Source organism: Nitrospirota bacterium (assembly GCA_040752355.1).
Lineage (GTDB): Bacteria > Nitrospirota > Thermodesulfovibrionia > Thermodesulfovibrionales > Dissulfurispiraceae > JBFMCP01.
This window is the reverse complement of record JBFMHE010000003.1, coordinates 65,055-91,613: the sequence shown is the minus strand read 5'-3', so window position 1 is coordinate 91,613 and position 26,559 is coordinate 65,055. Positions and strand designations below refer to the sequence as shown.

Below are 26,559 nucleotides of genomic sequence, written 5' to 3'. Positions count from 1 at the left end.
GCAGACACCTATCACCTAACAATTACAATTTCTTCCAGGTTTTTCCGGGATGATACGGCAACAGAGAACAGTTCTGGATAATGACCTACTGCAATTATTAAAACGATGTTTTCTGAGGAACTAATTCCCACTATTCTCCTTATGATTACATCCTTCTCTTTGGTCACCCCCCAGTTGAGCGCACATGATGCGAGTCCGACATGATGGAGCGCATAAAGAAGCGACATGGCAAACATGCCGCCGTCTATAAAGGATTGATTCCTTTCGTGAACCCCGTTGAATGCATGCAGATCGGCAGTTACTATGAGGAGATTTTTTGCCAAATATCCGAATCCTCTGTTTCCGGTCTGCAAATTGAGCACTTCGGCTTTAACGCGCTCATCTCTAATAATATATACCTTTACTGGCTGTCTGTTGCATGATGACGGCGCTTTTTGGGCAATTGCTACAGCACGATATATCAATTCAACGGGAACATCCTCGTCGCTGAAATTTCTGATACTGTACCTGCTTCTCGCAAAGCTATCAAAGTCTACGCTGCAGTTATGCAACACTTCCTTTCGCACCATTGCAAGAGCTCCGCCGCTCCCTTGACAAAGATTCGCTGAGGCTTCCTGCAATCGCTCCCTCATCTCCTTAAGTTCACAGTTATGCTTCTCATGAAAACGTATATACTCCCACAGGACTGAAACGGCGGTCTGGAAGGCGAATCTATTTTGATCATATCCTTTGTTTTTATAGCAGCGGAGCAGGAGAAATAACGATTCGATTATATCTTTCCCGAACATAAGTCGAGGCTCTTTTAATGACAGGCCTTTCTCGATGACGTGATAATGGGCTATTATTCTCGCCTCCAGCTGCTCGCAGGTCTCGGGGAGGTGCGGGGGCAGCGAATACTTAATGCATCGTGAAGCATCATACCAGTAATTATGCAACACCGATAAAATTGATCGCACCGTTCTTAGCTCAGCAATTACTTTGACCGGCAACAGCTTCTTTAAAATGTCCTTAATCATAATCGTGCTTACAGGCTCCACTTCAGTACTTTTGTATCAAGCCACGGCATACGATGATACCTTAATGAGGCAAATGCAAACAGCAGCATAAACGATGCTGATGAGACCATACTGCCGATTGCCGCACCTCTCATTCCGTAGGCTGTTATAAAGAGGTAATTAGCAGCCAGATTGATGATAATGGTCGCGTAGCTCACAAGTGAGGCAACACCGTTCTTCTCCGCGGACAGGATGAGATTGTAAAAGAGCGCACCGATAGACCAAAAGGCGTTTGAAAATGCTATCCAGGCCACGATACTCTGCGCCTCCGCATACCTCTTGTCAACCATAACGCGAAGAATTAACGGAGAGAGCAAAGAGATGATGAGAGCAACAAGCAAAGAAAAGATTATGAACAAGTAAATTACCTGCACAATGCGGATTCTTTTTTCAAATGTATTTTGGGATACGGCCTCAAAAAATACGGGCTGATATGATTGATGAAATGAATTCAGAATGACATCCACGATCTGGCCGATCATGATGCCAATTGAATATATTCCCACAGCATCGAGAGAGGTAAGCCGCGTTAGGAAAATTCTATCGCTCATCGAAAGAGCCCAACCGGACACAGTTGTTGGAATGAGCGCTCCCCCCAGGCTCATTATAGTAAATAGCTGAGGAGAACGCCTCATTTTTTGCAATGATATGTCATTATTTTTATAGTTGACGTGGACGGCATATACAAAGATAATAAAGCTTGACAGGAGTATCGCCAGTAACCTCCCTTGCCAGGACAGTTTAAAATACACCACAAAAAGAATGGAAAGCAGGAGATTCGTCACGACACTCGATGACTGAAGGACTCCGAATTTGACCGCTTGTTTTCTCAACTGGAAGATTGTGCTCGTCAAGGTAGCCGACATGCTCATTAATCCGCACACAAGTGCTACTTCTACCCAGAAGAGCGGTATCCTTATCCATGCCTCGATCCACGGATAAGCAGTCACTGCGATCAGCGTTACGATCACAAACATTCCCGCCATGATTTTATATGAATCATTGATGAAATACACTCGTTCCTCATTGTTGAGTTTAAAGTATTTTTGCCATAGGACAGAATTGCTGCAAAGCCCTATAATCGGGGTCGCGACCGACATGATCACCGTAAAAACAGCTATAACACCGAACTCGTCTGGTCTGAGATATTTTGTTAAAACGGGGAGCAATACGAATGGAATTGCCCGATTAACGACAGAAAAGAACATATATGTGCCCCCGTTTTTAATAAAGGAGCGCAGCGATGCGTTAAAAGAAAAGTATTTCTCCCAACTCATTTATTCACAGCTTGGAAAACGAAGGGTTCGGCGAAAAGCGAGGAGTTTTTCCTTTAAAATAGATATGTTTATTCAGATTGATATAGCGAATGGCCTCTGGGTTATTCAGGAATTCCACGATATCTGCGACCGCCCGACGCCTCGCATCATGGCTCACCTTATTCCAATAAGCAACAGACTCTTCAAAAATGCTATCGATGGTGAACTCATTCTGCTGCTCAATATTAAAGGCGGGGAAAAAGGGATCAACATAATCAAAGGCCATTTTCAGCTCGTAGTAGATAAGCATCTTAGCTTTCTTGATTTGTTCCTCAGTGAGACCGGGAAGATCATTTATCGCCCTGAGGAGTTGTCTATACTCGTGATCGGTTTTCGGCTCAACGGTAAACCCGAAACCGCTGTAGGTCGTTCTTCCCCCAAGTATGCAGGGTTTTCCCATTGCAGAATATTCCATTCCCGCGGTACCTATGCAGGTAATGACGGTATCAGCTACAAAAAGCAGGCTTTTCGCATTAAAGTCCTCATCTCTGTTCAAAAAGCAAATATGCGGGTCATTTATGGTTTTAAAGAGAAGATTCAGATCCAGGTCCCTGGTAGGATAATAGGCAGAATAAGGGTGTTCCTTAAAAACCCAGTTCACCGATGAGGTTTTCCGCGCAATTTCAAGAGTTACCATAAACCACTCGTAAAAATCTCGATAGATAATCCAGCCAAACCCATGGGGGAAATCATTAAAACCATGCAGCATGACAAAAATGTTCTTCTTTGTAGTGTCCAGGTTATATTTATTGCAAAACTCTTCTCGCGCGGTATAAACATGCTTATCCTTTTTGAACGCCAAGTTTTCCTCAATATCTCCCAGCTCTCTTTTTTGATCATTAAATCGCACTCGTAAAAACTGCTCCGCTCCCAAAGCAAAGCGTTCATAGTTTTCCAGCATATAATCGAAATGTTCCTGCTCCGGGATAAAGACTTCACTGTAGCCGTCCTCAAGCGTCCGAAGCTTATGAAACATCAGCACACCCGACCCGGCACTCCTGATTACCTCAATATTATTTCTTACTAAATATCGGAAATTCGTCCCCCCTCTAACGCCGCATGGATGCGAGAGAACAGCGCATTCAATGTTATATCGCTTTAATATGTCTTTTATAACGCTTCTGTAGAAATAAAATTGCCAGCATTGCTTGAAAACCCGATGATCTACAGTATCAAGGGTTGCCCACTGGCCGGCCAGGACTGAATCATAAATCAGATCTCCGAAATTAATGCCATCTGTCTCAAAGGACAGAACGTCGTCGGGTGAGGCCAGCCGGCGATATGCCTTGAGTGCCTGGAAAAGGCTCAGCAGCATATAGGGGAAATATCGCCAACTGTAATAGAATACGAATTCGCTTTGTGAAAATGATTTCAATATGCTCTTCAAGGAGAAGTTGCTGGTAGGCAGCAGGAAAAGCATTCGCATGCCCCGGGCTGCGGCAATGCCGACTCTGGCAAGCGTCGCATTCTTGAGTGTGTTGATAATCTGTCCCTCCGGCAATATTAGAATATACCTCGAATCGCCAGCGTGCGGTGCTGTCCCTGAATATTGCCGCCAGAATACGGCATTCATCTTACTGAAACGCTTTTCATTCTCTGTCAGCGTGCGGGCTTTGAAGAATTGCTTCAATGCTGTTAAAGATGCATTGTGCAAACTACTGACCAGCAACTCAATAATTGACCATATTTTTCTGATTGCATGCGACATTTTATGCTACGTCCCCCAATATATTCATCCACGCTTTACTATAAACAGGGCTCAACGTCTCAAGCGCCACTTTCTCACCGGTATCGACTCGAACCACCGTCAAATGCTTGATCATATCAAAGCGCTTGATTCCGCTGACATAGGTAAAATTTCCCGTGAGTGAGCGGGACTCCCTGAAGAGAGAGGGTTTTGCGCTTTTGTCAGCGATAGCCAGGTTAAGATGCTCGAAAAGGTCATCACGGATAAAAAAGGCATTGTGTCCACCTGCATTTGAGCCGATCAAGGTATAGCCTTTCAATCGCGCGACGTTCTCAAACGCAACGATCCCCGCTCCCCAATAGAGGTCCGAATAGTGAGCCTTTGCTCTATCAAAGTCATGTGCGTAGGGAATCGACACCGGATGCAAATCACCGAAAATGGCGTTGTATTCACAAATGACAATACAGGGAGCAATGACCTCAATTGCTTTCCAAATCCAGTAATCCATGCCTCCGGCATCCACGCTTAACAACCCTATTTCACCCGTAAAGTCAGACTTTTTGAGTATATCGTTGATATTCTCGGGCGTTACAAAGGCGTGGTACGCCAGCAGCTCATGCTTCCATGAAATCTCATCATTATGAATGATCCCTATATTCTCACTGCCGCAATCGAGAACAAGCCCTCTCCAGTTTCTATTTTTAAGCAGAAAGCGGGTATTTGACTCCTTATAATTACTTACGCCAAATTCGACAAACCGTGTTGATGCAATAGGCACCCGCTGAAGCAACCATTCCACGATGCCATCCTCGTCAAATTGGGAATACACACTGAACCCCGCATCGCTTAGTGAATTAACCTCATGGATCTGCCTTAACTGAGACGCGGCATTCTTACCGGCTATCATCAAGAGCCTATCAGTTTGAAGCTCGACATCGTGCATCAAATATCGCTTACACGGCGACACTAGTTTTTTAAGCAGTTTTCTCATCATTTCCATTCACCTGTAAAATCAGGTAGTACTATATGCAACTGACAGTCCTACGATATATTGAAGTGTGTTTCAAAGCAGGGCACCAGTCGGCCGTTAAAACTCAGCTTGTAATCTCCTCGCTGAGGAGAATTACACCCCACAAAATCTACTTCCTTCAGGCCATCAATTTTACATCTCCATATATTTTCAACAAACAGCAACGTTGATGCAGACGTATCTCTGAAGGCGGGATCATTGGCCCCGATCAGATAATAGCCCCTTTTTTTGTCCAGCAGGTACAATATAGCTGACACGGGAACTCCGTTCATGAACGCTGCGGTAAGACGACCATAGCCTTTCTTCAGTGCCGAACTGGCGATTGAGCGCACCAGTAATTGCTCACCAGACGACACGTCGAGCCCTTGCCGTTTAAATGTCTGTATATGCAGATCAAAGAGCACGTTAAGGTCATCGTGCTTTAATTCTCGCAGTTCGACCCCGCCTTTCTGTGCCTTGTTATGCTCACGTCGCCTCAGCGTGCTTGTTGAACGCAAGTATTCCTCCAATGTCGCATATTTTTGAATATCCAGCACGGTTGTATAACTCAGGTTCAGCATAAAAAGTCCCTTTTCGGGAGAATGGTAATTATACCATAAGAAAGGCCTGTAATCCTCAAGCCCGAAATGAGTTTGGGACAGCCTCCCGTAGGTATCGAGCAGGTATTCAATAAAGTATTCCGTGATCTTAAACTGATTGAAGATTGCCTTATGATTTAGCACTGCCTCCTCATTGTCATCGGCAATAAAAAAGAATCCCTGGTAGGGTACAAATGAATAGGGAGAGCGCGCCGCAGAGCCCTTCTCATCGAGCAGAACCACACAGCCGGCCACCGGCTTATCGCCTTTGTATACGACATGCATCTTATAGCCGATACTCAGCGATTTGATAAAATCTGTCTTCAAAAATACCGTTCCTTGCGGTGACCGGTCCACATAGTGATCCCACAATACCTCATTCAAAGGGCCACGTACACTATACATAGCTGCATCGCCTTCCGTAAGCTGTCGTTACGCCATTTAGGCTATTGATTTCCATTCAGCGCCCTTTGAAATGACTACAGTAAAATTATAGGGAATATTATGGTGTACCAAGGCTACTCTTCTGGATAACTTCTCTATGCAGAATTTCAAGACTTCTCCGGGATCGACATAAAACATATCGTGCTCTTTAAAATTTACATGACTGGAAATCATGTTAAAAACTGTTTTTTCTGTGCATAAGTCATACATTCTCTTGATAAGCGAAAATGTCCACTCCATATTTTGTCCGATATTTAAACCGAACAGCCCGCTTGCCACAACGTAATTGAAATGTTTTTTCGGCCTTTGCTCCATGAGATCAACCAAGGAGACATCTATATTCTTAAATCTCTTTTTTGCGATATTCAGCAGATGCTTATTGATATCGTAGCCGGTATACCGCCCGCGAAAGCCCATAAAATTAAGGAACTTGTATAATTCAGCGTTGCCGCAGCCGACATCCAATACGTGTTTGCCATTTCCCTCCATATCTATATACCTGACGATTTCTGCAAACCTGAGGTATTGCGATTGCTGATCACCATACCTCACCGCATTACTGTCCGGCCCGTATTTGAGCGCCGTTTCGCTATAAATTTTATTCGAAATTTTTACTACCTTTTCGTTATCGAAATCTTGCTTCGACCGCATTGCCCCCTCCTGTAGTGGTTTTCTTTTTTACTGTTCACCAGGCTTTAGATGACGCACGTTTAAATACTCCTATCGCCTGCACCTATCCGCTTGCCGTCCGTTCAACAGAATTTTCTCAACGGCTCCGATAATATTGCCCACGGCGTTGGTAATTACTTTCCCTTCATCGTCAGCAGGAGCCTTCCCATGGCAATTTGCAAAGCATCTATTCAACACGGAACCGAGCCGATCACGTGTGGAGACGTATTCGGTAATGCCAGCGCGAATACTCGCCAGCCATTCTATCTCCTCCGCTCGGGGGACAATAGAAAGCGTCTTGATTCCCATCAGAGCGGCTTCAAACAGGAGCATGGATGTCATACCGACAACAAGATCAGCCGCGAAGACGATTTCAAGCGGCAATTCATCTTTACTTACCAGATCAAATTCACCATGATACGCTGAAAAATCCTGCAGTGTATTTTTCGGATGGAGGCGCAGCACCTTGTAGGGGACAGGATTTAACATCTTTGCCGCATCAAGAAACTCTTCCATGACGATCTCTGTACGGCCGGAACTCATGCCTCTTCCGCTTAATGTAAAATCCGATGACCGCTGGTACTGCTGCGGATTAAGCCCGGAGGAGAGTTCTGCCAAGAAGACAACCACTGGACGCGCTTCAGGACTACGGGGGAACACACGTCGTTTCACAGCCTGCTTTCCCTCTTGCCGTAGTCTCTTCTTGACGGCCAAGACATGATCGTAGTGCGGATGTCCGCACACCATAATGTGATCAGAATGATACCCCAATGCCACAAAAGCATCCTTGGTCCATCCATCGGGAACAAAAAGCCACCCCGGAGCATGGGTGAAAGCCGTGTCGCCCCTTCCCCTAAAGCGATATGCAGCATTGCTGTAGGAATCGACAATACCGATGCTCTGGATATTATTTTTCCATGCACAATCGATGAGATGCAGGCCCACCGAATCGAGGTTCTCTGATGTACCGGTTATCACCAGAAGAGGATCAAACTCTTTCAGCAGATGCTCAGCACCCAGAGGTGAAGTGGCAGGAAAGGGGCGAAGACCTCTCTGCAATAAATAATCTTTTGCTGCGCCCTCTGCGACAAGGGTGACCGTGTAGCCCGCTCCTGAAAGCGCTTCCGGCAGCGGGACGATGTAATTTGCCGCTCCAGGGTCTTCAACAAAAATGAGGATATCAGATTTCATCATTCACTTTCGAGTGCAATCAATGCCCCTTTGCGACATGCCGACTCTTTGATGGCCTCAACAGCACGTTCTGCTTTCAAGGCCGATTCTCCTGGGCTCCACAACGGAACTTCGTTATAAATAGCATTTGCCAAGTTATCGTATATTTCGTACAGCGCCGCACCAACAGTTGTTTCCAGTAATTGTGGCCGATCGCAGGCAACCTCGAATTCACCCTGGATCGCCCTATTGGTACAGTGGGGGAAGAGAAAAACTCCCAGTCCCTCCTGAGCAATCTGCAGCCTCCCCCGCTCACCCCACATGTCGAGAGAGTTCTCACGATAGTGCTCGAATTGAAGAGGCTGCAGCATTGCGACAACCCCGTTCTTGAGATATAAAACAAAGGGGATTTGGGGGTCACCGTCGAGCGGCCCTGCACAGTATGGTGGGGTATTCACGCTTACTGCCTGAACGGAGCTGACCTCCCCCAAGAGCATGGTAATGAAATCGATCATGTGAGTGCCATTATTCAAAAGACCGTTTCCATAGGTGCCAAAAACGGCCTGTGCACGACCAATGCGTTCGACCAGCCCTCCTGATGCAAGCATTCGGAACACGGTGTCGGCTCTGCGCCACAAATTGACCTGCACCATGACCTGGCGACGGCAACACTCCTGCAGAAACGTAGAACCCTCTTGAGTAGTGAGCCCAAGCGGCTTTTCAACGAGAACCGCTCGAAGTGTTGGGAGCTTCTCAATAAGCCCTGCCCGAAACTGTGGGGGGGTAGCAATAACCGCTACTTCAGGTGCATAGCGCTGCGCCAGGCTATCAATGTCTTTTTCCGCATACTGGATACTCCATCTTTTCCGGGCATTGTCAAGCGCGCTATTTGACGGATCAACTACTGCCTCCCAGGCGAATGCCGGATGAGCAGCCAATGCCTGGGCGTGAGAGGCAATAGGATAATGGCGAGACATTACAGGGTCGTCCGCATATCCTGCACCGATCTTTCCAAATCCTATAATGACCGTCCGTAACGGCTTGTTGCTCACCGAACAGACTTCTCCTCGCAACGGGCATTGATGAGAGCAAGCTCCGGCTCCTGCTTGAGCAACATCATAACTTCCTCGATCCCAAAAGCATCACCATGCAAAGGCTCCATTCTTCGATAGATGTCATTAATGAAGCGATAGTCCTCGGGATAATCCAATTGAAATCGTAAATGAGGCGCATGCCATCGGGCAGGGGCCAGTAAATGTATAACTTTGTACTTTTCAGGATGTTCGTAAAAATACAAGGAGACATGCTCACGTACTGCCGGATCTGTTATATCATGTTCAACCTGTTCAAGATCGTGCAAGCGATAAACCTGGATATCCTGTCCCATCGGAAAGGATTGCTTGCGTACGTTGGTAACGACATCACAGTCATTTTCCAGTAATGTGGCAACGCCCCAATCGATAAGCTCCGGGTCAAGGAGCACGCAATCCCCTGTGACTTCCACAACAATATCCGATTTCATTTTACGCTGTGCTTCAACAACTCTCTGTAGAACATCATCCTCACTACCGCGGTGATAGGCCACTCCTTCCGCCTTGGCCCATGTCTCCAGAGCATCGTCACACGGTTTCGTTGAAGTGGCCAATACAATTCCATCGAGGGTGCGGCACCTCCTCAGGCGGCGGACCAGTCGTGTAAGCGCCGGCTGCCCGCATATATCCGAGAGTACTTTACCCGGAAGTCGTGATGATCCCATGCGTGCTTCAATGCTGGCGATAATGCGCGGCATATAGTTCCTCCTCTACTCCTCTGACAGGTTAGCAAGCTTAGTACGGTTGCCGTATACTTTGCGAAGAGCTTTTACGAGGAGCTCGATCTTTTGCTCATCAATATCATATAAACAGGTTTCAAAACAGAGCAATTCCTTCTCATGCATCAGCTCGGTAACAGGACAAAGCCCCTTGCGATAATGAACATTTGACAGAGAGAAGGGATACCCCTGCGACCCGAAAGCGATACGTTGCTGGAAGAGGGGTAACATATACAGCGGCCTGACATACCCGGTAAAATGCGGGAACCCCTCTGCAGCAAGCGCGCGACTGAACATGCGTCGCGAAATCCCTAAGACGTCCTCGTCAACACGCAAGGCCCACAAGTAATAAACATGATGACAGCCCATTCTCACCTTAGGAGGGGTCAGGCCGGTCATCCCCTCTATGCCTTCAGTAAGCCGCTGAGCTATAATCTTTCTCCTCTCAACATGAAGATCCATATTTTTGAGCTGAGCAATACCAACGGCAGCACTCAATTCCGTCATGCGATAATTAAACCCTATAAGATTTGAGATATTCTCAACAGGGACATGCTCGACTATATTTTCAGCGTGATTCCGGATCATCTGTAGTTTCAGCGCCAGTTGATCATCATTTGTCACACACATTCCCCCTTCGCCAGTATGAATGTGTTTATGGTAATTGAGGCTGAAGATCCCCATATGGCCAATCGTGCCGGCATATCGGCCATGCTCTCTTGCCGTCGGACCCTGAGCATTGTCCTCTATCAGCATGAGCCCGTACTCTCGGGCAATCTCCATCAGTTCATGGAGCGGCGCGGGGTGTCCGAACAAATTCACCGCGAGGATAGCTTTCGTTTTTGAAGTGATCGCCTCACGAACTTTCCGGGGATCAAGACAAAACGTATCAGGCTCAATATCAACAAATATAGGGATGCCGCCATAGATCAGAGGCGCCATGGCGGTTGCAGACATCGTATACGGCGGAACGATAACCTCATCTCCGGGGGCGACTCCGATGGCCCCCATAGCGGCAAATAGCCCCGAAGTAGCCGAATTCATTGATATTGCATGGTTGACGCCAAACCGCTCGCACCATGCTCCCTCAAATGCACGTACGGCTGGTCCGCCCAAAAACTGATCTCCCCAGCTCCCGTAAAAGCCGGAGAGCGTTCCGGACTTTATAATATCCAGAACCCCTTCCAGTTCATCCTGCCCTATGGAATTATAGTGCGGCAAGAGAGGACGAAGGACTGGCTCTCCTCCTAAAAGGGCAAGCGTTTCCACTTAACTACATCCCCGTTCAATCATTTTTATGCTCGCTGTCCTTATATATTTTGATAATAAATCTATGTCCGTCGATAACAAAATAGGCAGGGTAACGCTCATTATCCATAACACGCAATTTGTTAAACTGCGCTGCCAACGGCAGATTTATATCCAGCTCATTATCCTTTTTTGTGCGTCGTGGAAAGAACGTCTCTTCTCCCTGCTGTGGCCGAGGTTCCAGAGGATACCCGAGCAAAAATGCTTCTATCATCTCCATCAGCTTTAGTGCCAATTTTTCTCTTGTCTCATCAATAAGATCATAACCCGAGAGGCATACCGTATCCTTGATATACCAAGCACCGCTGTCGAGTTGCTCCGTTGCCTCAAATAACGTCAAAGGTATTATATTTCTCCCTTCTTCTATCTGCCACGTCAGCGGCGACCATCCTTTTCCCTCAGGCAAATCACTCGCATGAATGACAATATTCTGTCGATTCTTTGATAACGTGTCGTTCATAAGGATTCTGTCGCAGCTTAAAATAAACAAAATATCTCCCGTGCGTATTTCTGAAGCCTTTCTGTAAATCGCAACAGAAGAAGCAAATCTCTTCAGAATGGCTTCGACGTGCGGAACATATTTCCAGAACCAGCTGTCCGGATTATCTACAAGAAGCGACAGCTTCATAAATTTTCTCGCATCCATTGAAATACGGTCCTCTTTCTCTTAAGATAGGTTGTTGCAATCCTTCCAGCAGGGCCGATGGACTTACCTTCCTGAACCCATGGTATAGTGCCCATCCAGCCTTTTCGAAATAAATGCATCGCGCAATCTGATGCTCATACGTAGCGATGAGAATAGCTGGCGTTCTCGTTGCAACCAGCTCATATGAAGTCAATCCTCCCGCACCAATCGCAATGTCGCACTGCATGTATTCATCAAACATATGGGTTACGTTTTGTTTAATTTCATACCGCAATGGTGAGGCGTCCAGACTCTTTTCGAGCTCATATCGGTATTCATATCCTGATCCAATGATTATCTTAAGCTCCATAGCTATTGCATTTTGTATCAGCACATCGACGACCTTCTGGGTAAAATTGAGCTCATCAGCTCCCCCCATAGCTATCAAGAGTTTGTCCCGTGTCTCTCTATAGACCCTCTGCTCGATCCTGCCATAATCAAACTCCATAGGCAGAATCACGTACTCCGAACCTAACAGGAATTTTGTTTTAGAGAAGGGTGACTTTTCATATAATGTAGGAGCAGTGACATCCCAATTGACGACCAGATCCAGATGACGAGGGATGAGAGCGTCGAAACACACACATGCCCTCACCGCCTGATCGGTTATCCCCTCGTATTCAGAAAGAGGTCGCTCTGTTATCTCCATAACGATTACTTTTATATTGTTCAGTTCGATGTACTGGTTTATTGCTTCGACTTCCTGACTGGCTGCTATGGAATGCGGAAGGACCTTGACATTTCCTAACCGGTATTTCTCTGCAAGCAAAAGTCCAGATTTGTACTCCCGGATGATAAAATGCGTCTCCCATCCTTTTTTTTCGAAATACTGCGAAAGATGTATCAGAGATACTAAATCACCAGTCCCAATGGACGGGTTGGCATCTGCTCTGAAGAGAATTTTGCTCACTCCAGAATAGCATCCCAGGTAATAGGATCCTCAAAAGATATATCTTTTTTAGCCGTTACCCTGTGCTCCTCAAAGAGGTAAAAATACTTCGGTTCCAGTCCAAGTCTTTTCTTACCCGGCCTGAGAATAGCTATATCGTTAGCAGCTATTATCTCACCCTTCTTGATATTCCTTCGCGCGAAAAGCCGCATAAAAGCAAACTCTCTCAGATACCGTTCGTGAGGATATACGATCCTCGCGCTGCTTCCGTAAAGGGTTTCATCGATAGTAACGTTTCCTCTCCGATAGTCCGCTTCCGCCTGCCTGATATCAGCTACCATTCGCTTTAATTCTTGAGGCTCAAGCGCAAAAAAATGATCAGGACCGTCCATGGATTTACTCATTGTTATATGCTTCTCTATGATTTGAGCCCCGAGATACACGGCCTGCACCGGAGCACGGGAGACTTCTGCAGTATGATCAGAATACCCAATCGGGATTCCAGGAAATGCGCACTGCAATGTCTTCAGGATTCCCAGATTGCAGCAATCAAGAGGCGTTGGATATTGTATAGAGCAGTGGAGCAGTGACAGATTTCCATGATATTTCCTCACGACGTCAACCGCTTCTGATATTTCAGCGAGAGTGGCACCCCCTGTCGACATAATAATAGGCATGCCTGTCCTTGCGCAATGCTCTATGAGTGGCAGATTCGTCACTACATATGAGGCGAGCTTAATCCCCTTTAATCCTTTTTGCATCAGGAAGTCGAGCCCCTCGGCATCAAATACTGACGACAAGACGTCCAATGTTCTGACCCTGCAATAGGTTATCAGCGTGGCAACCCACTCTTCTGGCAGCTCAAAACTTTCTACTGCCTTATAAATATCGTACGAATACTCTTTCTCCTGATCTTTCCAATCAAGCACGCCAGCACTTCTTGGATATAAATCCTTTGCTCTGAAAAACTGAAACTTTACTGCGTTGCAGCCGGCCTCAGCGGCAGCATCAATCATTTTGTAGCAGTTCTCCAGCAATCCGTTATAATTAATGCCTATTTCAGCAATGACGTAGGTTACACGATCCGCTGCCTGTACAGCTCCGGGATGCATCGAGCTCTCTTTCATGTTCATTTTTAAGTCCTTACCCGCAAGGTATCAGATATCCTCGCCAAAATGGATGCCATACCATGTCTCATAATTCAGGAATTGCCAGAAAAACATCATATGGTTAGCCGTTCCTCTTAAATGCTCACTAAAGAGGGCTCGGATATCTTCAATATTATATATGGCCTGCTGCCGCTTTGAAGGATTCTCCAATAGTTTCATTATTGACTCTTTCAAATGAATTTTGAGCCACTCATTAAAAGGGGCATTCCATCCCTTCTTCTGAAGATTCTCTATTGTCTCATCCGGTAGTATCCCTTTCATGGCAGCACGTAAAACTGCCTTATTGGCGCCAGCGCTATATTTCATCTCCACCGGTATGGAGAAGCCGTACTGCATAACCATTCCGTCCAGATAAGGCATTCTCCCCTGTACCTTAAACCGCTTGAGATTGAACTCCTCTGCCTTCAGCACACAAGGGATTATTTCATAATAAAGATCTTGATATAATTTATTCAGCAAGTAGCTTGGAAAAGGATGGTCAAGAATTGGCGCACATAAATGCGCCTCTAAGAAGTCTCTCCTAAAAACTCCCAAATATTTGCCGAATCGCTCCTTATCTAAATAATTCACGCCGGGCTGATTAAAATTAATGTGTTTAACAAAATAATCATGGGCTATTTCATAGCTCTTCGGATAGAGAGGATGGGAGTGATTTTTTATCCAGCCGTTAATCTCTTTTCTTAAGCGTTCCTCATTATTTCCATATTTAAGGTCCGCAAAAAAGAACAGGTACTCCTCAATTTCTCCGCAATTCGCCTCATCCCCTCCGATTCCTCCAAATAACGTATCGAAGCCCCTCGCTTTCACCTCCCGAGTTAAATAGTAATGCATCATTTGGGTAACCGTATAAAAAGGCTCATTGGCGAGCTTCAGAATCTCATTGAGATCCTGTATAAGCCGTTCAGGCTCGACACTGACCCTATGCCATTCTTTGCCAAACTTTGTAACGACAGGCACCACTTCATCCGCCTCATTGTATTCAGTTGTCTCTTGAAAAACTGTCGTGAATATGGGTACGCGCTCCCCTCTCAGTCGGGATGATAATGCAGCAATGCTGGAGGAGTCCATTCCGGAGCTCACCATGAAGGCAGGGTTATTGCTCTTCGACAATCTCTTCTCAATGCTTTCTGTCAGAAGGGAAAGGTATTCTTCTCCCAACTCGTGCTGGGTTTTCCCCTCCAGATTAAGCAGCTCTATTGTCCAATAGGGGTGTTCAGCCAGGTTGCCGTTTTTACATTTAATTATATGGGCCTGTCGTATCGCCTTTATGTTTTCAAAAAAGGTGTCTTCTCTAATCGCATCAAAATGTCTATAATGACTCCCCACATAAAGTATGTTCTTGCTCAGGTTAGGCTCTTTTTTGATGGGGAGGCATTCAAAAAGTGATGCCGTCGTGCTCGATAGCGCGAGCATCATTTCATCTTTATAATAGAAAAGAGATTTGACGCCAAACTTATCTCTTCCTGCAATTACCTCATCATTCGCCTTATCATACAGGATAAAGGAAAAATCACCTTCAATTTTGTGCGGGAAGTCGTCACCGCACTTCTTGTATCCCCGTATGAGTGTTTCGATGTCGGTTGCTCCGTTGAACTCACTGGCATAAAGATCACCATTGAGAAGCACTATGTACTGTTTGTCTTCAAAATGATTTCCTTTCAAATAAAGATATCGTCCCCTCTCCCGCCGGACTATTACATCGCCCTGAGTGGGCACTTCCTCTTTTGAAATGCAAAAAAATATATCTGCTATTGGTGCGTTAAAAACCATTCGTCAAGCCAGCAAACGAGTTCAGAATGATAGTGCTTCAAATAATCAAAAAAGTCATTCATTCGCTCTTGCTCTACCAAATTAATATAAAGTCGTGGCTCATTACCTGCCCTACTGACGACAAGAGCAGTTTTGAATCCCTGTTCTCTCAACCTCCAATTAATCGAATTGCCGAGATAAAAACCCCATTCTGTCCTTACGATATCATTGTTTTTATTTGATGCAGTAGTAAACGTCACCTGTTCATTATGCTCCAGAAAGATGCTCCCCATATCCTTAAGGTTAATCCCCTCGAGCGGTACGAATTCCCTCGGCTGCTCTCTAAAATCCGCCCTCATGAGTGTTCTCCTTCACTCAAAATATTTTTTAAACCAAAGTTCAAGATTAAGCAGCTGCCAAATAAGCATCTGATGATTTTCCGTATTTCCAAGATGCTCATCGAACATTTTATTTATCTCCTTGATATCAAACAGTCCCCTACCTTTGAAAGCGTTGGAATTGAATAAAGCACGGATATCGCTACTCATTGCTCTGAACCATTCGTCAGCTGGAGTAATAAAGCCAAGCTTATCCTTGCGCTCTCTTACCTTTTCTGTCAATATCCCTTTCATAGATTCTCTAAGAATCCATTTATTCGTTCCGTTTCTAATTTTAAATGAATTGGGGAGGGAGAAGCAGAACTCCGCCAGCCGGTAATCAAGAAAAGGGAGGCGCGACTCAATTGAATGGGTCATAGTTGTCCGATCCTCGGCCCTCAGCAGAGGGGGAACGGCATCGTAAAAAAGCTCGATATAAAGCCGGTTGCTCAGATTATCCGCGTACGGAGAGCGGAATACGATCTTTTTCTCATATCTCTCTCTTATGTCTTCGTTGACAACATTCCTATAATCCTTAAAACGCTTCATTTCAAGGCTCTTGTCCTGCTTCGTCTGTGCGATAAAAGCTATGTACTTTCCTATCTCATCAGTGTTTTTCCCGTGAATGCTTGAGAAGGCCTGTATTTCATCCAGAAGATCTTGAATTCGACCCGCTTCGAATAAATCGTAGAAATTTTGATAAAATCCGGGATAATATCCAGCGAGTATTTCATCGCCTCCATGTCCATTTAAAATCACCTTGAAGCCGCTTTCCTTTATTTTCTTGTTTATCAGATACATCATATACCAGGTATCAGTGCAGATCGGTTCGTCGTGAAATGACAGCATCTCGTCCAGTGTCTCAAAAAAGCTAGGGATATCAGGTCTTACATAATGATGATGAATCTTTGTATCTTCCACAACCGCATTTATATATTCGCTTTCATCAAACTTGGAGATAGTTTCCTTTGATATTCCCGAAAAAGCCTCCACATTCCCGTTTAACAACTTTGCCGCCGTAGAAGCTATTGATGTGGAATCCATTCCTCCGCTCAACATGACGCCGACCTTTACATCACTGCGCAATCTGATTTTAACCGCATCAATGAAAAGCTCCCGAAATCCTTCCACAGCATCATCCTCGGTAATATTCTCGTTTACCGCTGTGTTGAGGCTCCAGTATTTCCTGATGGAGCTTCTCTGATTCATATCTACTGTCATCAGAGAGCCCTTGGGGACCTGTGTTATCCCCTTGAAAAAAGAGTAATCGTCAATGTCCACATAGCGATAGCTCTTGGTTATATATCGGTATACCTTTTCATAATTAGGCTCTCGGGGAACCTTCGGGTAACGGAAGAGAGCCTTGATCTCTGACGCAAATATAAAATCCGTGCCGTTCTTGTAGTAGTAGAGCGGCTTCTTCCCGAATCTATCCCTCGAGAGAATGAGCTTTTGCCTTTTCCTGTCAAGCAGGGCAATCGCCCACATACCATTGAATCGCTTAAAGGCCCCTACTCCCCATTCCTTGTATGCGCAAAGAATGACTTCGCTGTCACCGGTGGAAATGAAGTCGTAGCCCTTTCGTTGAAGCTCTGTACGCAACTCGATATAGTTATAGATCTCTCCGTTAAAAATCAGAGCAACCTCTCCCGCATCGTCCAGCATTGGCTGTCGGGATTTTCTGCTCAGATCTATTATGCTTAGCCTCTGGTGTGCCAGTCCTATGGTTTTATTCCTGAGGGTATCAATAAAAATACCCTGATCGTCGGGGCCTCTATGCTTCATGGATTCTGACATATCCTGCAGGATATGGTCGAAGGAAAGGTTGCCCTCTGCTATAAATCCGCAAATCCCACACATTAATCAATCATCCATTCATCGAGCCAACAGAGAATTCTTAAGTCCTGATTTGTTTTTAAGTAACTCCTGTACTCAGGAATCTTATCTTTCTCTACAGCATGCACATAGAGTTGATTACTTTCATTTATGACGAGAGCCACTTTAAATCCCTCTCTTTTCAATCGACTGTTTAATGAGGGGCCAAGATAGAACCCCCAGTCTTTCGCAGTAAAGTCACACTCCCTGTTGCCTTTTGTAACAAAGGAGACCATTTCCCCGTCTTCGAGATAGAGCTTTCCGTAATCCTTTACTTTGAATCCTTTCACTTCAAAACATCGAGGAGTCTCTTTCAGGTCCAATTTCATCTCTTCCGCCCGGTAAATGCAAAATGATGGCGAGAATCGCCCTCCAACATGCAATAATCATAATGCCCCAGATAAAGCGGCTCAAAAACGGCGAATTTCTGCTTCAAGTGATCCAAGTCTTTCGTGAAATTTACAAGCAGCTCGCCTTCCAGTCTGCCTTTAAGTCTGACCAGGCTGAAGCCGTCCTCCCGTGTCTCCACCACATGATTATTGAGGTAATGCTTTGTGCTCACCATGGAAAAGAAAACTATTCCATTTTTGTTTAACATACTATCAAACATCTGCAGTGTCGTTTCGAGATTTCTGCTATCGAGGTAATACAAAACCTGATTTGCTAAAATTACATCAAATTTAGTTTTGAAGACATCTCTTATATCCTCAAGCACCCTCATCGTATAAAAGTGATTTTCTATATCCCTCATCCTGGTCTTCGCCAGTTCAACTGCCCTTTCATCGATATCGGAACCATAGACCGCAAACCCCTTGCTTCTAAAAAACAATGAGTGGGTACCATTGCCACAGCCAAAGTCAAGCATCACCTTTCCATCACTGCCATCAATTCCCAATTCATATTTCAGCACCCGCTCATACCAGCGGATGACAGGGCTCTCAGGGAACATGATGCCATACCCTTTTTCGTATGCTCTATCGTAATACTCCTTATTTGCCAGCTCACTCATCACAATCTCCTCTCTGCGTATAGTTGTCCAGCCAAAATCCAAATTCATTTTTAAATTCTGGTATGTACCACTGCCGATATGCATCCTGCTTCCATATTGTATGATTTCTGTGACTCTCAACGATTCCCCAAAACCTCTCTTCCGGTATCTCTAAAAACGTGCAGAGATTCCTGATCTGGCGTGTAGGAATAGCTTCCTGGTTCTCTCTGATATACTTGATTGCGTCCTCTCTGGTGAGCCGTTTGTTTCTTATTTCTATAGCCAGATTATCCCATAATCGCGTAATACCGAATTTATACCATTTAAAGAAATGATGGGTCACTATGAAGTCACAATCCAAATCCGCAAAGGGATAATAGCCCAATACTGGTTTTTCTGCCCACTTAAATCCGATGGATCTGGAAAAGTTTGCAACCTCAAGCGGGTCCCATTTCAGATACCATCCGAGAAAAATAGACTGTATTTTCGATGCTGCAAGCTCTTCCTCCGAGGGAAGAGTGAAAGGATAGAGTTCCTCAAGGGTAAGATCCTCGTCTGCCCAATCATGTGCAAAGGTTCCATTCGTGACGCCATACTTCCTTATCCAATCATAGTTCAAATAGGGGTTCTCTCTGTCTTCTTTTCCTCCGCCGTACTCAAGCCCCGGGTTCTCACCCCATATAACAAGCTTTATGCCGAGCTTTACTGCCATCCTGAGCGTTATTGCCCAGATCGCCATATGCTCGACTAGAGAGACCGAGCCGTTCTGTTCCAAGCTCTTCAGCATGAACTTCTTTTCGACTGAGGGATTGATGGTAAAATCCATATGGTCAACCCCGATATCGATCATATTCTCAAGGTTTTCCTGTCCCAGCTTCGTGCGATATTTGCAACGGTATGTCAAGCAGAGGGGCTTTAACCCATATTTTTCCTTGAGCGTATAAACCTGCCATGTGCTGTCTTTTCCTCCGCTCACCGGAATAATACAGTCGTATCCTCCGCCTTTACTCTTATATGCCTCAAGAACTTCCTTCAGATCAGCTTCTCTTTTCTTCCAATCAATAATCTCTTTCTTTTCCCGCGCACCGATGCAGGCGGTGCAGATCCCCTCACTGTTCAGCTCAATACCAGGTCTCGTATCAGGCAAAATGCAACTCTTGCAGTATTTCATGAGAGTTTTCTCCTTGCAAACGAATAGATGGTCTTTTTACCACTTGGCTCACATACCCGATTTAAATGTAAAATGTCGAATCCGGCTTGATCCAGAAGATACAGCACCGATTGCGGATTATATACCATATAGTGGCCGGACGAAAATCCATCGCACGCTGCGCCGTCCAGTTCATAACCTCTCGTATCAGGAAGCTCAAGATAAATAATGCCGTTCCTATGCAACACCGTTTGAATCGACCTCAGAACATCAATAGGCCGCTTTATATGCTCAAGAACCTTGTTCATGGTGATCAAATCAAACTTTTGGCCCGTCTTCAAATTCTGGACGTAATCCCTATAAACCGGAATCCGCAGCTCCTCACGTATATGCTGTGCAGCTACCCTGTTGACTTCCAATGCATACCCTTTATAGTCGCTATCGAGAAACTTTGCCAAAAAAACTCCCATGCCCGCTCCGATATCAAGAACATTGAAGGGTTTTCTCCCCCTCACGCCGCTCTCCACGTATGCGGAATGAAAGCTCTTTACGCGCTTTACTCGCAACGCATTATCCGATTTTCTCTCATCAAGACTCATTATCTTCTCGTATCTGATCCTTATACTCTCTTTATCAAACTGAGCGTCGTAGAGAAGCTCATTATCATATACCTTCTCGATATTCTTATATTGCTGACTAAAGTAAACGCCGCACTTTGCGCATCTAAACCACTTCAGGGCGAAATTGGCGATGTTCAGTTTCCTGAGATAAATATCCTCCCCCTTGTATATGCAAACAAACTCACTTTTGCGAGAATTACATAATAGACATCTCATTTTTAGACACCCCGAATCTTTTTATCCAATCATCAAATACGATATCTTTATAACCTCTCCTATCGTATTTTCCATTTTTATCCCAGCCAAACCACTTATTAACAGGTGCGGAAAATCCCCGCTTGTCGATTCTGCTGGCGATTTCTTTAGGGATGAACTTTTTAGATACTTCCTTGAGCGCCCATTTTGTTATACCGTTCCTTATCTTGTATTTTGAAGGCATAGAAAACGCATACTGGACGAGGCGGTAGTCCAAAAAGGGCGATCGGTTTTCAATGCTGAATGCCATGCTCAACCGATCGGCCATCTGCAATAAAACCTGCATCGTGGAATAAAAGTCATTGAGTCCCATGAAATGGATGACATCCCCCTTTGCTTTTTCGTAGTAGAACTTCAAGGACTCCCGAAGATACCCGTTTATCCTCTCGTCATATTGATTCTCGTGTCTATTGACCAGTCGTAAGTATCTATCCACTGGACTGCCGTAATACCTATTGATTAAATAGCTGTATTGCTGCATCGCCTCCAGTTTATGAATCTGCTCATCGTGATGCAGGAGATGATATCTATGGTACCCCCCGAATATCTCATCAGCACCGTCACCTGTCATTACCACCTTCAGCCCTTCTTCCTTTGTGCGAGAAAACAGCATCCAAAGAGTAAAACTGGTCCACGTACAGGGAGTGTCGAGGTGATAGATAATATCGTTGCGGGTCCTCATAAAATCTTCCTTTGTGGGGGTAATGACAACGAGATCCCTTTGAATGTGCCGTGCCAATAGCTTCGCATAGTCGAGTTCGTCAAAATCGTCGTAATCATAATGTGCAGTAAAGATATAGTCAGGTTTTGCAATACTTGCCACAAGGGAGCTGTCCACGCCGCCGCTGATAAATGCACAATACTTATGCGCGCAGTTTTTTGTCCTTAAAAGAATCGCGTCCTCTAGAAGCTCTGCCAGATCATCCAGTATTCCCTTCTCATCGGTCTTGACGTCTACCAGTTTATCCCAAACTTTCCAATAGCTTTGGACTGAAACCCTGCCATCCTTCACTCGTATATACTCCCCCGGCCCCAGTGAATAAATGTTCTTAAAAAGTGTTTCAGCGCCCACAGTAAACTCGTAGGCGCGATAGGACACCGCATCGTTGTTAAGCTCGGCAGGAACAACCTGAAGCAAACACTTCATTTCACTAGCGAAGACGAAGTAGTCTTTAGTATAAGCGTAATATAAGGGTTTCTCTCCCGTTTTATCTCTTGCGATATATAGTTCTTTATTGACGGAATCATAGAGGGCAAATGCGTACATCCCGTTATAATCATGCAGCGAGTCGATGCCTTTCTCCATAAAGTTGTAGAGCACGGTTTCTGCATCTGAAGCTGTTTGAAAATGGCACCTTGATCTCAAGGAGTGTTTCAGCGTGTCATGGTTATAGATTTCGCCGTTATACACAATCATGTACTTTCCGAAGGCATCCGCATAGGGAATTTTGTGGTGTTCTCTGTCAATAATGCTCAGACGAGCCATTCCCAAGGTGACATTATCGCGGGTTTCCACTCCCGACTGATCGGGTCCCCGATAGGGCATCTTACTGAGCATGCCCTTAACCATTGCTCCCCCCTCATGACTGCGCGAGTAGGTTACTATGCCGGCAATCCCGCACATGATTAACTCTCTAGCGCCTTGAGGCTGCCATCACCGGGGGTGTGGTAAAGGGTACCTTCGGGAAAAGAATATTTCTTGAACAGGCCCACGTTATCAATAACTATCTTGCTTTTAGGAATGTTCAGCCCATCAAGGTCTTTTTGAGTAAGGTATCTGTACTCTTTATGATCCACCATGACAATAACCACATCAGTCGTGATGGGATCTCGTGCTATGGAAATCGTGTCAGCATAAGGCAGTATTTGCTTCAGTTCTTCTTCAGAAAAATGGGGATCATTTATAAATACTTTTATATTGCTCTGGTGCAAGTACTGCGCCAGTATTAATGAAGGAGAAAACCGTATATCCTTTAAGTCTCCCTGTGCAGATAGGCCGAGGATAGTGACCGATGTGATCTCGCTACGGGTTAAGATGTCTGCGTAATATAATAAATTGGAGAGGTTCACTGTTTGTGCTTCCTTCAGCAGCGATAAGTATTCAGGACGCTCAGCCCCTTTGAGCATATTACCGATAGCATTAAACATCCTAAAATTGCTCGACCCCACATTGATGGGCGAGGCTTCCAACTCTATGTTGTGTCTCAGCAATTCAACCATCTTCCTGATATTTGTGCCTGGATAAGCAAGGGCCACCTGATTTAAAAAAGCCGAGAGTGCGTAGCGAAGTGAGTTCTTTGTATTTTCGAAGATTTCAGCTTCCTTTATGGAAGGGAGTACTTCATAGGGGATATCAAAAAGAGTGAAGAAAGCCTCCGCCCACTCTGTTGAGCGGTCATCATATCCTGCCAGAATCCTAGGGCTTGTATCACTGAAGAACTCCTCAACAGTCCAATCGCTCCTGAACGCTGAAGCAAAAGCGCAATCGACAGACTCTTTAGATAATTCCTCGATGAAGTGGCTCTCTATTTCTCCAGGGATGCACGCAGATTGAAAAATGACTAGAGAATCCGCCAATCTCTTCTTGTTCTTGATAAATTCCTTTAGAATAGACTGGAACGCCCTGTCCTCACTGTTTGCTTCAAGAGGAAGAGAGATAATTTGAACATTTGAGGAAAACATTTCATCAGGCTCAGTCAGGATGTTAGTCTTTTCGATATCGAGAGGGGGGACATCCGACCTTACCGACCATCTGCTTTCCAACATTTCTGAAGGATAAATGCCGTCTTTTATATCACGCCTTGTTATCTTATCGAAATTATAGTTATTAGCTCTGAAGCCCTTCGATTGCAGCTTCAATATTGTAGTAAACCCGAGATAGCCGATTCCCCATACGGATACTGTTTTCTGCGCTAATACCTGCTCGATAAACTCAAAAGCTCCTCTTCTCCTCTCTCTCATAATCATTCTCCTACGATATCATTTATATGGCCGATCACGTAATCCACATCAGCATCGGTCATGGAGGGAAACATAGGAATGGATACTATCCGATTAAACACAGCATTTGCAACAGGAAAATCGTTTCCGCTGAATGCGCCTCTGTAATAGCTGTGCAGATGCAAGGGAATGAAATGGACGCTGGCGCCAATGTTGTTCTCCTTGAGAGCTTCAATAAAGCTGTTCCGCTCTATCTCTGCAGGGAGCTTTATCATAAAGAGATGGTAGGTATGATAATGTTCGTCCCTATCCTCAAAAAACGATAGCCTCTTCGTCAATCGTGCTTTGTATTGTGCAGCAATTTCTCTGCGACGCTCGTTCATCTTATCCAATCGTTTAAGCTGTGAAATACCAATTGCCGCATGCACGCTGTCCAGGTTATATTTAAATCCCAGTTCTTCTATATCGTAAAACCAATTCCCGCATTTATCATACCGCTGAAATGCTTTTTTGTTGATACCGAAGTACCCTAATTTTCTTATTTTCTCAATAAGCTCTTCGTTCTTCGCGACAACAACCCCTCCCTCGCCCATCGCAAGATTCTTTGTTGCATAAAAGCTAAACACCGTCACATCAGAAAAGTCTCCGATTTTCCTCCCCTTATATCGCGTGCCGAAGGCATGCGCCGCGTCTTCTATGACGGAGAGTTTGTGTTTATCTGCAAACTCCTTTAAGGCGTGCATATTACAAGGATATCCAGCAATATGTACGGGTATTATAGCCTTTGTTCGCGGAGAAATGAGGCGCTCAGCTTTAGTAAGGTCGATGCTCAGCGTGCTTTCTTCGATGTCGCACAAAACGAGCTTTGCTCCGACCCATTCGACAACTTGCGCCGTTGCCGCAAAAGTCCATGTGGGAACAATAACCTCGTCTCCTTTCCCGACCTGGAGGGCGTTAAGTGAGAGATGGAGCCCGGAGGTGCAAGAGTTAAGTGCAGCCGTATAGAGCTTTTCTTCATTGCAAAGGTACTCAGCCACAGCGTTTTCGAACTCGGTAACCTTCGGGCCCGTTGTCCACCACCCGGACTGCAGCACTTCAATAGCAGCCGTGATATCGTCTTCGGCAATGGATGGTCTAGCAAGAGGCAAGAAATCTTTTCGTATCATTTCTCTATCACCTCGCCGGTTCCCTGCAAACCCATCTCAGGGTACCAGGAGTCGCAGCCAGCGCAAACAGGATCGGTAAAGGTTAGATGCCGATGCTGATTTCTCAGCCTCTCATATGGCTCGCTATTCCACACCTCCTCTATTGTATTTGCGGTAACATCACCAAGAGGATGCCCATTCCAGTCGTGATTGCATCTGCCAACTTTACCGTCATCATAGATTAATAACTCATAGATAGGCATAAAACACGGTTTTCTTCCTTCTCTCGGAGCTTTTAGCGCGCCGAAAACTCCACCTTTTGAATGCTCCTCATAAATCCTTACCCTATCAACTTTTCCCTCCCAGATTCTTTTGAAAGTCTGTACATCCTCAGGAGCAGTTGTTTCGGTCCTAACCATAGAGGCTTGTGTTTTTACTTTACCCCCATTAAACCGCAGAAAATTTAAGATCTTCTTTTCGACAGCATGATATTTTGCAGGGATTCTTATTTTATCATATGTCTCAGGAGCGTCCAGGCTAAAAGAAATGAAGGTAAGGGCATTAGTTAAAGCATCAAATTTATCTTCATTCAAAACTGTTGCATTTGTTGCCAGCTGCACTTCCTTAAACTTTCCCGCAATATACCCGAGCATATCAGTGAAATGGGGATGTAGCATACTTTCCCCTCTTCGGTGAAGCACAATTATCGTTTCCGGATAAGCGCTCGCTTCATCGACAATTTTTTTAAAAGGCTCGACATTAATATAACCTTTGAGGTCGTTTACATAATGACGGGGGCAATATACACACCTGAGGTTGCAATCACTTACCAGTTCTATCTCTATTCGCCTTGGAAAAGACGGTGCCTTATAATCCATATCCTCCTCCGTAATGATTTCTAAAACCATTGCTATGCACTATCTGTAGTATCTCTGACGACGAGAAGTCAAAGCGCCCACCCAGCATTTCGGCAATCGCACAGCAAAAGGTCATATCTTCAGGGTAATCTACTGTAAGAGAGACGTTAGACAAAGAAGTCGGTCTCAAATTCACTTCCAACAACCTTGCTTTGAACATCTCGCGATTATTCTTAATGTGCAGGGTCACATGTTCTAATTCATCAGAAGCAACATCGCCTTCCAAAACTCTTTTCAAAGAGCTTAATGTAACGACCTCGGAATCCAGCCCGGCAATGCACGTTTCCTTATTAGGCGCTACATAGTCGAGGCACTCATTCTCGATCATTTGGAACATGGCATCAATAAGCGTCACGTCAACGAAAGGCGAGTCCCCGCATACTCTTGACAGGAGAGGCGCCTCATAGAACGCAGCTGCATCAATATACCTTTTGAGGACATTATGAAGCGAACCCCGAAAAACATCGATTCCCCTCCCGCTGCAGTACTCAGAAAGCTCATCATCGGTTGGGTCTGCCGATGTAATAACGGAAACAACATCGGCGCCCGATGACCTGCAACACCGTCGATAGACAAACTCGACTAATGGTACCCCATTGATCAATTGCAACATTTTTTTCGGAAACCGCTTTGACGACAGTCTTGATTGGATGAGAATGGCTTTTTTCATGCACGGTAGCGCTTCTTGTAGAAGCCGCTATACGGACCCTCACCTGGCGTTCCAGACGGCACG

Annotated in this window: 25 protein-coding genes; all 25 read right to left on the bottom strand. The window is 45.2% G+C overall.

What is annotated here, in order from left to right:
* Positions 1-11: 11 nt before the first annotated feature.
* Complete coding sequence (locus tag AB1805_03375; protein ID MEW5744470.1) at positions 12-1,016, bottom strand: nitroreductase family protein; 1,005 nt, start codon at positions 1,014-1,016, stop codon at positions 12-14.
* A gap of 8 nt (positions 1,017-1,024) precedes the next feature.
* Positions 1,025-2,332 carry an oligosaccharide flippase family protein gene (locus tag AB1805_03370; GenBank protein ID MEW5744469.1) on the bottom strand — a complete coding sequence of 436 codons (1,308 nt, stop codon included), beginning with the start codon at positions 2,330-2,332 and terminating at the stop codon, positions 1,025-1,027.
* Positions 2,333-2,336: 4 nt separating this feature from the next.
* Positions 2,337-4,079, bottom strand: coding sequence for a hypothetical protein (locus AB1805_03365; GenBank protein MEW5744468.1), 1,743 nt, complete (start codon positions 4,077-4,079; stop codon positions 2,337-2,339).
* A 1-nt stretch (position 4,080) separates the two neighbouring features.
* Complete coding sequence (locus AB1805_03360; protein ID MEW5744467.1) at positions 4,081-5,052, bottom strand: hypothetical protein; 972 nt, start codon at positions 5,050-5,052, stop codon at positions 4,081-4,083.
* 47 nt (positions 5,053-5,099) lie between these two features.
* On the bottom strand, positions 5,100-6,023 hold the full coding sequence (locus tag AB1805_03355) for a GNAT family N-acetyltransferase (protein MEW5744466.1): 924 nt from the start codon (positions 6,021-6,023) through the stop codon (positions 5,100-5,102).
* Between the two features lie 84 nt (positions 6,024-6,107).
* Positions 6,108-6,761 (bottom strand): class I SAM-dependent methyltransferase, encoded by a 654-nt coding sequence (locus AB1805_03350; GenBank protein MEW5744465.1) that lies wholly within the window; start codon positions 6,759-6,761, stop codon positions 6,108-6,110.
* A gap of 69 nt (positions 6,762-6,830) precedes the next feature.
* Positions 6,831-7,973, bottom strand: coding sequence for a hypothetical protein (locus AB1805_03345; protein ID MEW5744464.1), 1,143 nt, complete (start codon positions 7,971-7,973; stop codon positions 6,831-6,833).
* Positions 7,970-9,001, bottom strand: a complete 1,032-nt coding sequence (locus AB1805_03340; protein ID MEW5744463.1) for a Gfo/Idh/MocA family oxidoreductase — start codon at positions 8,999-9,001, stop codon at positions 7,970-7,972. The genes AB1805_03345 and AB1805_03340 overlap by 4 nt, the downstream gene beginning before the upstream one ends.
* Positions 8,998-9,738, bottom strand: a complete 741-nt coding sequence (locus AB1805_03335) for a glycosyltransferase family protein (protein ID MEW5744462.1) — start codon at positions 9,736-9,738, stop codon at positions 8,998-9,000. The genes AB1805_03340 and AB1805_03335 overlap by 4 nt, the downstream gene beginning before the upstream one ends.
* 12 nt (positions 9,739-9,750) lie before the next feature.
* Positions 9,751-11,028, bottom strand: coding sequence for a DegT/DnrJ/EryC1/StrS family aminotransferase (locus tag AB1805_03330; protein MEW5744461.1), 1,278 nt, complete (start codon positions 11,026-11,028; stop codon positions 9,751-9,753).
* A 16-nt stretch (positions 11,029-11,044) separates the two neighbouring features.
* On the bottom strand, positions 11,045-11,713 hold the full coding sequence (locus tag AB1805_03325; GenBank protein ID MEW5744460.1) for a formyltransferase family protein: 669 nt from the start codon (positions 11,711-11,713) through the stop codon (positions 11,045-11,047).
* Positions 11,670-12,662 carry a glycosyltransferase gene (locus tag AB1805_03320; GenBank protein MEW5744459.1) on the bottom strand — a complete coding sequence of 331 codons (993 nt, stop codon included), beginning with the start codon at positions 12,660-12,662 and terminating at the stop codon, positions 11,670-11,672. The genes AB1805_03325 and AB1805_03320 overlap by 44 nt, the downstream gene beginning before the upstream one ends.
* Entirely contained in the window at positions 12,659-13,774 is a 1,116-nt protein-coding gene (locus AB1805_03315) for an N-acetylneuraminate synthase family protein (GenBank protein ID MEW5744458.1), read from the bottom strand. The genes AB1805_03320 and AB1805_03315 overlap by 4 nt, the downstream gene beginning before the upstream one ends.
* Positions 13,775-13,798: 24 nt before the next feature.
* On the bottom strand, positions 13,799-15,526 hold the full coding sequence (locus AB1805_03310; GenBank protein ID MEW5744457.1) for an asparagine synthase-related protein: 1,728 nt from the start codon (positions 15,524-15,526) through the stop codon (positions 13,799-13,801).
* Between the two features lie 32 nt (positions 15,527-15,558).
* The gene (locus AB1805_03305) at positions 15,559-15,918 is read right to left on the bottom strand and encodes a hypothetical protein (protein MEW5744456.1); all 360 of its coding nucleotides are present in this window, start codon (positions 15,916-15,918) and stop codon (positions 15,559-15,561) included.
* A gap of 12 nt (positions 15,919-15,930) precedes the next feature.
* Complete coding sequence (asnB, locus tag AB1805_03300; GenBank protein ID MEW5744455.1) at positions 15,931-17,796, bottom strand: asparagine synthase (glutamine-hydrolyzing); 1,866 nt, start codon at positions 17,794-17,796, stop codon at positions 15,931-15,933.
* Positions 17,796-18,134, bottom strand: a complete 339-nt coding sequence (locus AB1805_03295; protein MEW5744454.1) for a hypothetical protein — start codon at positions 18,132-18,134, stop codon at positions 17,796-17,798. The genes asnB (AB1805_03300) and AB1805_03295 overlap by 1 nt, the downstream gene beginning before the upstream one ends.
* Positions 18,135-18,136: 2 nt before the next feature.
* Positions 18,137-18,820, bottom strand: a complete 684-nt coding sequence (locus tag AB1805_03290; GenBank protein MEW5744453.1) for a class I SAM-dependent methyltransferase — start codon at positions 18,818-18,820, stop codon at positions 18,137-18,139.
* Complete coding sequence (locus tag AB1805_03285; GenBank protein ID MEW5744452.1) at positions 18,813-19,970, bottom strand: N-acetyl sugar amidotransferase; 1,158 nt, start codon at positions 19,968-19,970, stop codon at positions 18,813-18,815. The genes AB1805_03290 and AB1805_03285 overlap by 8 nt, the downstream gene beginning before the upstream one ends.
* On the bottom strand, positions 19,967-20,785 hold the full coding sequence (locus AB1805_03280; protein ID MEW5744451.1) for a class I SAM-dependent methyltransferase: 819 nt from the start codon (positions 20,783-20,785) through the stop codon (positions 19,967-19,969). The genes AB1805_03285 and AB1805_03280 overlap by 4 nt, the downstream gene beginning before the upstream one ends.
* Positions 20,766-22,448, bottom strand: coding sequence for an asparagine synthase (glutamine-hydrolyzing) (asnB, locus tag AB1805_03275; protein MEW5744450.1), 1,683 nt, complete (start codon positions 22,446-22,448; stop codon positions 20,766-20,768). Before asnB (AB1805_03275) ends, AB1805_03280 begins: the two co-directional genes overlap by 20 nt.
* A 2-nt stretch (positions 22,449-22,450) precedes the next feature.
* Positions 22,451-23,785 carry a UDP binding domain-containing protein gene (locus AB1805_03270; GenBank protein MEW5744449.1) on the bottom strand — a complete coding sequence of 445 codons (1,335 nt, stop codon included), beginning with the start codon at positions 23,783-23,785 and terminating at the stop codon, positions 22,451-22,453.
* A gap of 2 nt (positions 23,786-23,787) precedes the next feature.
* Positions 23,788-24,930 carry a DegT/DnrJ/EryC1/StrS family aminotransferase gene (locus tag AB1805_03265; protein ID MEW5744448.1) on the bottom strand — a complete coding sequence of 381 codons (1,143 nt, stop codon included), beginning with the start codon at positions 24,928-24,930 and terminating at the stop codon, positions 23,788-23,790.
* The gene (locus AB1805_03260; GenBank protein MEW5744447.1) at positions 24,927-25,787 is read right to left on the bottom strand and encodes a radical SAM protein; all 861 of its coding nucleotides are present in this window, start codon (positions 25,785-25,787) and stop codon (positions 24,927-24,929) included. Before AB1805_03260 ends, AB1805_03265 begins: the two co-directional genes overlap by 4 nt.
* Positions 25,777-26,496: a hypothetical protein gene (locus tag AB1805_03255; protein MEW5744446.1), complete on the bottom strand. Its 720-nt coding sequence runs from the start codon at positions 26,494-26,496 to the stop codon at positions 25,777-25,779. The genes AB1805_03260 and AB1805_03255 overlap by 11 nt, the downstream gene beginning before the upstream one ends.
* Between the last annotated feature and the right edge of the window lie 63 nt (positions 26,497-26,559).